The sequence below is a fragment of the Chryseobacterium sp. BGA-UO-ETr-SB22 genome (assembly GCF_059567885.1).
Genome location: NZ_JCAQOV010000004.1, coordinates 142,045 through 154,406 on the forward strand (window position 1 = coordinate 142,045; position 12,362 = coordinate 154,406).

12 protein-coding genes and 1 riboswitch are annotated in these 12,362 nt (G+C 37.5%); all 12 genes read right to left on the bottom strand.

The window, feature by feature from the left end; genetic code table 11:
- Positions 1 to 6: 6 nt before the first annotated feature.
- Positions 7 to 1,140: a YncE family protein gene (locus AC57AW_RS04430; protein WP_318847276.1), complete on the bottom strand. Its 1,134-nt coding sequence runs from the start codon at positions 1,138 to 1,140 to the stop codon at positions 7 to 9.
- Positions 1,137 to 3,170 (bottom strand): TonB-dependent receptor plug domain-containing protein, encoded by a 2,034-nt coding sequence (locus AC57AW_RS04435; RefSeq protein WP_496350946.1) that lies wholly within the window; start codon positions 3,168 to 3,170, stop codon positions 1,137 to 1,139. The genes AC57AW_RS04430 and AC57AW_RS04435 overlap by 4 nt, the downstream gene beginning before the upstream one ends.
- Before the next feature lie 109 nt (positions 3,171 to 3,279).
- Positions 3,280 to 3,464: riboswitch (cobalamin riboswitch) on the bottom strand.
- 91 nt (positions 3,465 to 3,555) lie between these two features.
- Positions 3,556 to 4,503: a transporter gene (locus AC57AW_RS04440; protein ID WP_496350947.1), complete on the bottom strand. Its 948-nt coding sequence runs from the start codon at positions 4,501 to 4,503 to the stop codon at positions 3,556 to 3,558.
- Between the two features lie 12 nt (positions 4,504 to 4,515).
- On the bottom strand, positions 4,516 to 5,565 hold the full coding sequence (locus AC57AW_RS04445) for a cytochrome-c peroxidase (RefSeq protein ID WP_496350948.1): 1,050 nt from the start codon (positions 5,563 to 5,565) through the stop codon (positions 4,516 to 4,518).
- Positions 5,558 to 6,388 (bottom strand): MbnP family protein, encoded by an 831-nt coding sequence (locus tag AC57AW_RS04450; RefSeq protein WP_496350949.1) that lies wholly within the window; start codon positions 6,386 to 6,388, stop codon positions 5,558 to 5,560. The genes AC57AW_RS04445 and AC57AW_RS04450 overlap by 8 nt, the downstream gene beginning before the upstream one ends.
- 127 nt (positions 6,389 to 6,515) lie before the next feature.
- Entirely contained in the window at positions 6,516 to 6,884 is a 369-nt protein-coding gene (locus tag AC57AW_RS04455; RefSeq protein ID WP_496350950.1) for a hypothetical protein, read from the bottom strand.
- 4 nt (positions 6,885 to 6,888) lie between these two features.
- Positions 6,889 to 7,563 (bottom strand): superoxide dismutase, encoded by a 675-nt coding sequence (locus tag AC57AW_RS04460; RefSeq protein ID WP_496350951.1) that lies wholly within the window; start codon positions 7,561 to 7,563, stop codon positions 6,889 to 6,891.
- 63 nt (positions 7,564 to 7,626) lie between these two features.
- A complete protein-coding gene (locus tag AC57AW_RS04465) occupies positions 7,627 to 8,331 on the bottom strand; it encodes an SCO family protein (protein ID WP_496350952.1) in 705 nt (234 codons plus the stop codon).
- Complete coding sequence (locus AC57AW_RS04470) at positions 8,291 to 8,566, bottom strand: YHS domain-containing protein (RefSeq protein ID WP_318847284.1); 276 nt, start codon at positions 8,564 to 8,566, stop codon at positions 8,291 to 8,293. The genes AC57AW_RS04465 and AC57AW_RS04470 overlap by 41 nt, the downstream gene beginning before the upstream one ends.
- Positions 8,567 to 8,795: 229 nt before the next feature.
- Positions 8,796 to 9,158, bottom strand: coding sequence for a hypothetical protein (locus tag AC57AW_RS04475; protein ID WP_496350953.1), 363 nt, complete (start codon positions 9,156 to 9,158; stop codon positions 8,796 to 8,798).
- A 755-nt stretch (positions 9,159 to 9,913) separates the two neighbouring features.
- Positions 9,914 to 11,896: a heavy metal translocating P-type ATPase gene (locus tag AC57AW_RS04480; protein WP_496350954.1), complete on the bottom strand. Its 1,983-nt coding sequence runs from the start codon at positions 11,894 to 11,896 to the stop codon at positions 9,914 to 9,916.
- 44 nt (positions 11,897 to 11,940) lie between these two features.
- Positions 11,941 to 12,360 (bottom strand): Fur family transcriptional regulator, encoded by a 420-nt coding sequence (locus tag AC57AW_RS04485; RefSeq protein ID WP_034691375.1) that lies wholly within the window; start codon positions 12,358 to 12,360, stop codon positions 11,941 to 11,943.
- Between the last annotated feature and the right edge of the window lie 2 nt (positions 12,361 to 12,362).

Sequence of the window (12,362 nt, forward strand, 5' to 3'; positions counted from 1 at the left end):
GTTTGATTATTTGTATAAAAAAGCGAAGTGAGCCGGGATATTTCCGCCCTCCGTTTTCCATTTAAAATGTCCGTTTTTATCAAAGCAATACACAAATCCCAGGGAAACATAATTCCTTGCATCTGTAATATAGATATCTTCTGTAATGGGGTTTACTGTAATTCCGTAAGGTGTTTTAATTGCTGCTTCATATTGTTGGTCAAAAATTCTGTTGGCAATGATCTGTTCTGTTTTTACGTCAATGATCCCAAAGCTTTTTTTGTAACTGTGGGTGTTGTAATTGAATTCGTTTCCATAGAAGTAAAGCTTATCGTTCACAATTGTCATTTCGCTCACTGCGAGATGAAAGTCTTTTTTGACAGCACCTGTTGCTGCATCTAATAAATATAAACTGGAAGCAACTTCATAATAATTCCCTCTTGAACTTACATACAGATCACCGTAATTGTCTTTTTTAATGTGATGAAGATTGATCGCTACATCCAGTTTTTTGATCTCTGTAAAGCTGTTCAAATCTATTACGGAAACGGTCTTGTCATAATTGGGAGCACGGTATCCTCCGGAATTGGCAACGAAAAGCTGGTTTCCAACGATTTCCATTTCTTCTGGCTGATATCCTACCGTTACTTCACGATTGATAGAAAGGGAGGTGGTATCAATTTCCACTACTTTTCCCTTGGGTGCTTTAGGGTTAATATCTACCGGACCTGCATAGCTGCTGGCATACGCTTTCCCATCTTTGAAGGCTAAATATCTGCAGTTTTGCAACGGAATAGAAGTAATTCGTTTGGCTGTTTTGGCATCCAGAACTTCAATTTTGTTGGAAACATTGACCACGATATAGAGTTTGCTTCCATAGACTTTGATATCATTTCCTACGTCTCCCAGTTCTTTTACCACGTTGGGGTTAATTTCCGCATAGATGTTCCGGTAGTAGGTTCCTTTGGTATAATCAAAAAAATCCAGTGTACATTTGTTGCTTCCCATATTCCCTTCGTTCAGCATATAAAAGCCTTTTATAGCTGTATTTTCTGAGGGAAGTCCTTCCACCACTTCCTGGCGGACAATGACATCATCTGTACGGCATGAAGTAAGAAAAGCTAATACAAGAAACAGAAAATAAAAGTTTAGTTTTCTCATAAGGTGAAGTTTAGAATAAGTTTAAAGTTTCTTCCCGGCATTGGATAGTTGATCACCACATCATAATATTGGTTGAAGATATTATTCATCTCAAGGCTTACTTTAAATTGATGATTCGCCCAGTTGATTTTTTTCTGAACAGACAGATCGTGAGTGTACCAAGGCTGTACATAATTGTATTGAATATTATCCTGGTTCACATCGTAGCGTTTTCCTACATACATCGCACTGTAATTGAAACTCCAGTCTTTGTAATCTGCCATCAGGGTAAATGAACCACTGTGCCATGGCGTATAAGGAATCTGATTTTTGTAGAATGTATCTTCCGGATCTGTCATATCTCTTGCACTTTGATAGGTATAAGAAAGTAATGGCCTCAGTTTTACTTTTCCTAACTGCATTTCTGCCTGAACATTTACATCAGTACCAATGATTTCAACCAATCCAAGATTCATCATCAGCCAACGGAACATACTTCCGTTAGGAGCTGCGACAATTTTATCCTGTACTTTGTTATAATAACCGTCTACTTTAGCATAAAAGGATTTAAAGAAATGGTCATTATAATTCTTCTGGTAAGTAAATCCTACATCATACTGATTGGTAAATTCCGGTTTCAGGTAAGTATTTCCGATATTGGTATAATAAAGGTCATTGAAAGTAGGCAGTCGGAAAATTCTTTTATAGAAAGCTCTGAGGGTAAGCTCAGGAATGATTTCAGGCTGATAGCTCATAAATACAGCAGGTGTCCATTCTCTGCTGTCTCCGGGTCTTTTGTTTTTTCTTACTTCTTCAAACGTAAATGTTCCCAAAAGGCTTCCCAGAATTTTAAACCTGTTCCACTGGTAAGTTGTAGCTAAAGCGACTAATGTTGTATAGCGCGTAGGATAAGAAAAGTTATCCAGGTTGGCATCCAGATTATTGTACTGAAAATCTCCGCTCAGGCTGACATCCCAATTGGGAGTGATAGAATAGACATTGGATGAGGAAAGATAAACCTCTCTTTGGATGTACACATTATCCGTATACATAATAGACTGCGAACGGACTGTATCCATAAAATGGGTATAATCGTAGGCAAATTTTGCTTTCAGCTGTGTTTCAAATTTGGGAAACAATTTTTTTCTCAGGTTGGCCTGTATAAAATAATTCTCATCAGAAAGTCTGGCACCTCTACCTTCAAAGCGGCCGTTCACAATGGGTGCAGGCATTCCACGGTCTGAAATATAACCATAACCTCTGATGTTCCAGCTTCCGTTATTTAAAGTTCCGTTTAAGGAAGTTTCAAAGCGTTTTGCTTTAATATCCGAATCCTGTCTTTTTGCAATGGTATCATAAGCCTGCTGCCCATCAGGATATTTCTTGGCATATCGAAATCTGTAGATTCCATCACTTTGCATAAATTCAGCACTGAAACTGGCAGAAACCCTGTCTGATACTTTCTGCTCTAATCGGAATGACGGATTAAAAAGATCAATGGAGGCACTTTTGGCTCTTATCACAAGGTTGGTTTTCCTTGTTCCTTTAAATACTGGTATTTTAGGCTGTAAATAGATAGATCCCGAAGAGCCGAAATCTTTTGCAGGCTGGAAAATCTCACTTTTCTGACCATTATACAATGATATTTCTTCAAGATCGTCCAATGAATATCTTCCAAGATCAACAAGCCCGTTCTGTGCATTCCCCAGTTGAATTCCGTCATAGAAAACACCCACGTGCTGGCTTCCAAGACTTCGGACGTTAATGGTTTTCAGTCCACCCATACCACCGTAGTCTTTAATCTGAACTCCGGAAAAATACCGAAGAGCATCTGCAACGGAATGACTGTTCAGTCTTTCCAGCTCTTCTCCCTGTAATGTTTGTGCCGGAACGATTTCCTTAAAGTTCTTTTTGTAGAGACTGATCACCTTGATGGATTCTTCCTTCAGCGTATCATTTTTCTTTTTTTGGGAATATAAAAGCTGAGATGCGATCACCAGTATTGTGAAAACAGCTTTATGAATTGTAGAAGTAGTCAGTTTTGCCGCCATTAGCTCATTTAGGATAATGATGACGCTAATGGATGTAAGAAAACAACGACAAAGCACAGCTGTTACTGCACAGAATCATTGATGTCCTAAGCTTTATTCCACGAAAGCGTCAAACGATTATGGTCTGGCAGGTCTTCTGACTTACTCCATTTTTGAAATCCTTCCCATTAAAAAACAGTGGATATATTCTTCAAAAATTTTGGTGTGGAGCTTACAGCAGCGGGTCTGTTCCGGATTTTCACCGGATTCCCTTTTAAGAGCTTTTTAGGGCTCACCAAATTTCGGCAAAGATAAAAAATTATTCCTAACCCCCAATTAAAATCATGATTCAGAAACAATTAAAGCCCCCGAAGGAGCTTTAACAGTATTAAAAAGAGGGTTTATTTTAAATTCCGATATTCAGGAAAATACTGAACCTGGATTTTGCTTCAATGTCTCCTCCTGCCAAGCGGGTGTACATAGGAAGCATGAGTTCACTTCCCAAACTCAGTTTTTTATAAGAAGCTTCAAATCCTAATTTCCCATACAACGCACTTCCTGCAGTATTGGGTAAAGCTTCATCGAACTGTTTATTCTGAGCATAGACTTCTCCCTGAACTCCTGTTTTTACAGAAAATATCGATTTTTCGTTTCCTGCAACCTGATAAAACCCTGTTGCAGCATAGTTCCACTGATTTCCGAAACGGTAGTTTTTCTTATTTTCCGTTTTGATCGTATAGTCTGTATTGACCAATACGGCTACTTTATTTTTCTGAAATTTATAATTCAAAGCAGCCTGATAATCCCAACTTCCGGTTCCAAGCTGAAAACTCGGATTGACACCGGAGATTCCTTTTTCATCAAATTTCCCCAAAGGAATTTTCACGCCCAAACCTCCACTCAGGTGATGGAAATTATCTTTAGAACTCATCAGCTGGTAAATTCCCATCAGGTTCAGATCACCAATTCCATTGATTTTAATATCTCCCTGCATGGTTTTCTTTTCATGGAAATGGAAGGGCAGACTTGCATATACACTCAGCTTTTTAGTTAAGGGAATTTTCCCCCAAATCTGCAGGGTATTGAAATACTGATCCTGTGTAAGGTCTTTTACAAATAGGTTCTCCTTTGCTTTGTAATGCTGTGCAAAGTATTTGATCCCTATAAACTGTGGATTCAATAAAGACTCAAAGCCGGATGATCCGTTTCCTGCAGCACAACCGCAAGCGTCACAATCATCATCAAAATCAAACCTGCTAAAGGTTTCCGGAGAAATATAAGCGCTGTCTCTAATGGTCTTCGCCTGATTCTGGCTAAACAGAATCAAACTTACTATCAATATAATCTTCTTCATGTTTTCTATAAATTATTCTGCAAATTTTGGATTGGATATAAAACTTTTGTCAGACAGTGTTTTCAGGAATGCAATGATCGACTGTTTTTCCTGACTGTTCATGGCAATTCCTATATGACCGTTCTGTTTCAGCTGTGGGTCAAGATTGGCATTATCTTCTACCTGATCTGAATAGAAGTTGAGTACCGCATCTAGGGTGTAAAATCTTCCATCATGCATGTAAGGAGCTGTATATTCTACATTTCTTAAACTCGGAACCCGGAATTTCATCCAATCAACCTGATTTAGGGTCACTCTGTAACGCCCTGCATCCTTGAATTCCGTATTGTAATACATTCCCGTATTCCGGAAACTTTCATCAGTAAACAGTTCACCGCTATGGCAAGAGGCACATTTCTGCCCGAATAATGCCATTCCCTGAGATTCGGTTGAAGTCAATTGTTCCTTTCCCTGTTTGAATCTGTCATATTTTGAATCTGCAGAAATCAGTGAAGCCATAAACTGAGATAACGCTTTCAGAATTCGTTCTCCGGTAATGGTTTCGTCTCCATAAGCTTCTCGGAAAAGCTTTTTATACTTCTGGTCATCTTTTATTTTCGAAATCGCTTCCGGTATGGAGCTGTCCATTTCATTAACATCTGTAATAGGACTGATGGGCTGTTCATTAAGATTATGAATCACTCCGTCCCACATATACCTTTTCAAAAAAGCCATATTCTGAATGGGTGGTGCATTTCTGATTCCGATTCTGTCATCTACACCATGGCTTACAGTATGCCCGTGGTGGGTAAAAGCATTTTCCTGAATATGGCAGAACCCACATGAGATGGTATTATTTCTGGAAAGTCTTCCTTCATAGAATAGTTTCCGCCCCAGTTCTACTCCATTTTTTGTCACCGGATTAATGGATTTATCGAATGTCATTTCGGGAAAATAAGAAGGAAACTGCAGATTATATGCTTTATCTTTTTCCAACGGCTGTATCACCTCATCAGAGCAGGAAATACAACTCAACAGAAATACAAGCAGAACCAGTATCGTTTTAACAAAAAAATTAATCATTGTGAACGTGGTCTACTTTAAACATTTTCGTAAGATTGTTGGTAACATCTACCAGGTGCTGGTTTGAACCCATCAGCATATCATTGGCAGTTGTAAGAGTAAGTGCTTTATCTCCACTCAAGAACTGGTTAAGATCTGCCAGAATATGAATAGATGGACGAATTTGTCCCGTCACTCTCGCTGTTGTTGGGAGGTTCAATGTAATTTCACGGTATAAATCGGGCTGTTCGTTAGCTATAACATTTCCCATATTTCCGGTATGATTCATGAATTCTTTAGAAGGAGAATCTGCACCATATTTCCCTTCCAGTTTCACAAAAACATATCCTGCAGCCCATGACCACGACATCCCTTTCTGCTTAGCTTTCGTCCAGAATTCAGCTTGCCCGTCTTGTCCCAGCAAGTAAGCTTTCTGGCTGATTCCCAATCCGAATCTTATTTTTTTATAATTATTTTTCTGAATACCATCCAGATTCAAATAGACCACTCCAGCTACAGCATCTGCCTGATCCACAATAAATGCTCCTTTATCAGGATTGTTTTCGTTGTATTTAAATTCATTTCCGTTCTCATCAATCAGTGTAATATTACTGATGACATATTTTAACGCGGAAAAATTATGTTTCTGTCCCTGAGAAGAAGTCTGCACTGTCTGATTTAAAATAACATCTCCTACATTATTAAAGCCGTTTTGAAATTTGATCTGAAGTTTTCCGGGTGTGGTATCTTGTGAATTATCGTCATCCCTGCTGCTTTCGCAGGATACAAAAGAGAATAAAGTAAAGGCAATAAAGAATAATGATAAAAATTTATAAATTTTCATTGTTGATTTTTTAAGTTGAATTATATTTTTGAAATGTGAAAACATTCTTTTTTACCACAAAAGGCACAAATTTTTTACACTTAAGTTTATTAAGTGACTTTTATGGTTGAATCATGATATGAATAACTTAAAAAACCGGTGGTTTGAAAATGTGGGTAAGAAACAGAAAATAATAGGCTGTTTCGTAGATAAAGTTGAAATTGAAAAACGGGTGTTTTTCAGTAGTCATGATCTCTGCAGTTTCAGGCAGGATATAGGTATCAAGGATCTTCTGTCCTGAGTTTTTGAATTTCTGAAAAGGGGAAGTTTCTGAATCATTGGTTTTGGCCAATTCTTTACTCAGGTAACATTTCCCGTTGCAGTGTACCTCCGGCCTTGATTTATTTATACAAAGGACTTTGGTGATATAATCATAATTTACAGCATACTCTACCAATGGCACCAAAGGTCTTAGCACCATATAAAAAGTAAAAAGTATGCTGTAAAGTAATTTCATCAGATTATTTTTTGCTTACAGCTTCTTCATATCTTCTGCTGATCTCCTTCCAGTTGGTAACATTCCAGATAGCGGTAAGATAATCTGCTCTTTTATTCTGATATTTTAAATAATAAGCATGTTCCCAGACATCAATCCCGAAAACAGGTGTTCCTTTCTCTTCCACTACATCCATCAAAGGATTGTCCTGGTTAGGAGTAGAGGAAACAAACAATTTCCCGTCTTTTCCTACAGAAAGCCAAGCCCATCCTGAACCGAAACGGTCTGCTCCGGCTTTAGCCATTTTTTCTTTAAAAGCATCCATACTTCCGAAAGTTTCAGTGATGGCTTTTGCTAATTTTGCAGAAGGCTGCGTGTTTTTCTGAGGAGTAAGTACCGTCCAGAACAGTTCATGGTTGTAATGTCCTCCCGCATTATTTCTCACCGCAGCAGGCAGTTTTGAAACATGGGAAAGAATCTGAAACAACGTTTCTTTTTCCTGTGGAGTTCCTGTAATAGCCTTATTCAGGTTGGCTACATATGCTGCAGCATGTTTTGAATAATGAATTTCCATAGTCTGGGCATCAATATTTCCCTCCAGAGCATTATAAGCATATGGCAGAGGCGTCTGCTTAAACTGAGCCAGTGCAAACTGAGCCGCGAAAACTGCACTTAAAGCAGCTATTTTCATAATCTTCATAACTTTTTTGTTTATGGTTGAACAATGTTTTTCTTTCATCAGCAACGGGAATGAAAAAATCCGTTACTTCAATAACTTTTTAATATCTTCAATCAGGATTTCTCTGTCAGGATGGTATTTCCCGGTCAGTTTGGGAGTTTTTCCTTCCGGATCTTCATAATTTAATCCTGAATAATACAGAATAGGCATATTCTCTTTGTTGTACCTGCAACGGATATTTCCGTCCTGATCTATCAGGGCAATCATTCCGCTGTGGTTCAGACTTTCTCCTTCATTTTCTTTATCACCAACGTAGATATTAAATTGATCAGCAAGATCCCCAATGTATGTACGGTCTCCGGTCAGAAAATGCCAGTTGGGAGATTTTGCCCCTATTCTTTCAGCATGCTCTTTAAGAGCTGATGGAGTATCATTTTCCGGATCAATACTGATGGAGATAATCCCGAAGTTGGGATCATTGACCTGATTCTGGATAGCCTTCATATTGGTATTCATTACAGGGCATATCGTAGGACATTTGCTGAAGAAAAATTCTACCAGATAAACCTTTCCTAACATGTCTTTATTGGTGATTTTTTTACTGTTCTGATCGGTCAGTTCAAAATCAGGAACTTTCATAACGGTATAAAGGTTCTTTTTAAAATACCCCATTCCTATACCGATTCCTACGAAAAGTAATGCAATAACCGCAATGGGTATAATTACTTTACTTTTATTGTTGGTCTTATTATTTTTGGGCATATTTCTCAGGGCTTTTTTTGAATTCATCTTTACAGTAAGAACTGCAAAAACCATACGTTTTACTTTTATATACAGCGGTATCTTTTAGAAATCCGGCAGTTTCCATATGGCATATCGGATCTTTTTCATTCACTACCTGTACATTTTCTATATTTTTTGCGGAAGAACTCATGTGGCTTTTATGCTTTACCTGAGGAGTTTCCTTTGCACAAGACCATAGTGATATTGACAGCAGAGCAGTCAAAATAATAGGAGATTTCATTTTGATGTTAAATTGAAATTAATAATGTTAAATAAGATTATAATGCAAAGCACAAGTCTAAAATTCATGAACAGTAAGCCTAGCAACACAAGATTTCTGAAAACAAATTCCTGTATTTTTTACAGCTTACAATTATTGATTTTAATTGTCCAGCATATCTTGAACGACTTTTTAATGAAAGTATAAGAACTCACATTTTACAAACTAAAATTATAGTTTAAAATAAAAGTTAAGCTAAAGGAGGATGGAATATTCTGGAGAAGTATTCTGAAGAATGAGAATTAAAGTAGCTTGAATCCGGAACTTCAGTACGCAATTCGGAGTTTGGTTGAGCTGAAAAAGAAAGAATATCGTGGGAAATAAAGACATCCAGGCCGGCAATCTTTATCGTTTGAGAGCTATTGGATTGTTTTTCTGTTTTGGCCAGTTCTTTTTCCACATAACACTTTCCTTTACATGTTGACTGTGGTACATTTCTGTTCTCACAAAGGTTTTTCACAATATAATCATAGTTCACGGCATAATTTACCAGTGGCAAAACGGGACGTACTGCAACGGTAAAAATGATGAATATGGATATCAATAACCTCAACGATTTAGTTCTCTGTTACAAATATACTACTTCAAAATTGTTTTATAACAGATTTATGATGAATGTCATTATGCTTATCTACTGTTACCTATAAAAATCACAAAACTGTGCCTGTCACCGGTATAATATTATTCCGACCTTTGAGTAAGACTTTAGACCTAAATAAAAATTTAGTTCTTTATATACAATTTAATCTTGTTGATAAAAGCTTTGCTGATGTTTTTGGCAGAGCTTTTTCTTATTTTGTTGGGATTCTCAAAGGCACTCAAATACTTACTGTTTTTGAATGAAACTGTCAATTAAGAATTACCCTTGCTGAAAATTTTTGATTTTCTTGCGTCCTAAAAATCACAATTTTATTTCCTTTGCGTCCTTGCGTTTTCCAACAAAAAATCTGGTATCTCTTTTAAGTTAAATTTGATGTGTATGTGATGTTGGAAATGCAAAGACGCAAGTTTTTTTTAATACTTACTGTTTTAAGGCGCGAGGATTTTATCTGCGATAAAATTTAAACCTGATAATAATGAGGCTGATCATTAGATTCCTACGGAATGACAAACTGTGTGTATCATTTTTATACTAGTTGTAATTGTCAGTCATAATTTATACATTCTCTTTGTCACTCCGCAGGAGTCTCAATAGCATATGAATTTTAATAAAATGACTGCCATAATGTGTAATTTAAAGCAAAAGCTCCACTGAAATTCAGCAGAGCTTTTATTGAATATAATTGAGTTGTGTTTATTATTTGCTTGTTAAAATTTCATTCTCTGAATTCTCACCGCATTTAAAATAGCCAGCAATGCTACTCCTACATCAGCAAAGACGGCTTCCCACATGGTTGCCAGCCCTCCTGCTCCGAGGATCAGAACAACGGCTTTTACAGCAAAGGCAAGGATAATATTCTGCCAAACGATCTTTTTCGTTTGTTTTCCGATGTTGATAGCCATTGGGATTTTACTTGGTTTGTCATCCTGAATCACTACATCTGCCGTTTCAATGGTAGCATCACTTCCCAAACCTCCCATCGCAATTCCTACATCACTTAATGCAACTACGGGTGCATCATTTACTCCGTCTCCTACGAAAGCTACGGTCTGGTTTTTAGCTTTGATTTCTTTAACCTTATTTACTTTATCTTCAGGCAGCAAATCTCCGAACGCATTGTCTATTCCCAGCTGATCTGCTACATATTTTACAACGGTACTTTTATCTCCGCTCAGCATCGTGGCTTTTACATTCATCTTGTGGAGGTTGTCCACGGTTTCTTTGGCATCTTCTTTTATGCTGTCTGCAATGGTGATATATCCTGCAAACTTTTTATCGTAAGCTACTGCGATCACCGTGTACACAATATTGGCGTGGTTGATATCATAACTGATATTGAACTTATCCATCAGTTTAAAATTTCCTACCAGAAGTTCTTTCCCATTAATGGTTGCTTTCAGCCCATGGCCTGCAATTTCTTCTACATTTTCTAAAGGGATCGCGTGATTAATATCTCCTACATAATTGTGAATAGCTGTTGCAACCGGATGGGTACTCTTGCTTTCAAGAACATTGACCATCTGAAGAATTTCTTCTTTATTAAATTCAGAGCTCATGCTTACTTCCTGCACTTTGAATACGCCTTCCGTCATGGTTCCTGTTTTATCCATCACTACATTCTGAATCTCTGCAATACTGTCCAGAAAATTACTTCCTTTGAATAATATTCCGTTTCGGCTTGCCGCACCAATTCCTCCAAAATATCCCAAAGGGATTGAAATCACCAATGCACAAGGACAGGATATAACAAGAAATATCAATGCTCTGTACAACCAGTCTCTGAACTGATAGTCACTTACAAAGAAATAAGGCAGTAAACAGATTCCTATAGCCAGAAATACAACGATAGGGGTATATACTTTCGCAAATTTTCTGATGAATAATTCTGTAGGCGCTTTCTGAGCCGTGGCATTCTGAACCATTTCTAATATTTTACTCAGCTTGCTGTCTTCATAAGCGGTAGTTACTTTTACCAAAGCAATACTGTTCATATTAATCATTCCTGCAAGGACAACTTCGCCTTTATTTTTGGTATCAGGTTTACTTTCACCTGTTAAGGCTGCGGTATTGAATGAAGCAGAATCTGAAAGCAACTCACCATCCAGCGCCAGTTTCTCACCGGGTTTCAGCTGAATAATGTCTTCTATTTTAGCTTCTTTGGCTTTCATTGTTTTTGGCTGATTATTTTCCATAATCGTCACCTCATCAGGACGCTGATCCAATAACGCTTTTATATTTCCTTTGGCTCTGGTCACTGCCATAGACTGGAATACCTCTCCTACTGCGTAAAACAGCATTACTGCTACTCCTTCAGGATATTCCCCGATAGCAAAAGCTCCGATAGTTGCTATACCCATCAAAAAGAATTCTGAAAACACATCTCCTTTGATGATACTCTTATAAGCATCCTTCAATACAGGAAATCCTACAGGAATATAAGCTATCAGAAACCATACTAAGCGAACCCAGCCCGTAAACCATGCGGGTTTTATATAGTTATCAAAAGCAATTCCTAATAATAAGATGGCAAAGGATATAATTGCAGGAAGGAACATCTGAAAGACCGTCTGATCTCCGGAATCATGAGAGTGATCATGGCCGTCATGGTCATGACCATCACCTTCTGTATGATTGTGTTGGTGTCCTTTTGTATCTGGTTTTTCCGGGGTTGTACTACAGCATTTTTCCATAACTGATATTTTTATACAAATTTAATGGTGAGAAAGGTGCAATGCTATTGCAAACTTTCAAGACAGTTTTCGCAGATTCCTTTAGCAAATAAACGTATTTCATCAATCCTGAAATTGGTCTGAATATTTTCAGGGAAGGAAATATCCTCTTTGCAGGTGGTTTGTTTGCATATTTTACAGTAGAAATGCAGATGCCAGTCTTTATGTGTTTTTTCGTCACAATCGTCTTCACATAATTTGTATTTTGTGGTTGTATTTTCCTGAATGCTGTGAACAATTCCTTTTTCTTCAAAGGTTTTCAATGTTCTGTAAATGGTAATCCTGTCAGCATTTTCAAAATGATTTTCTATTTCAGAAAGGGATAAAGCTGCTTCCTGAGAGCTTAAGAAATCATAGACCAAAATCCTCATGCTTGTAGGCTTGGTATTTTTATCAATGAGTTTGTGTTCTATATCTTTTTTCATTG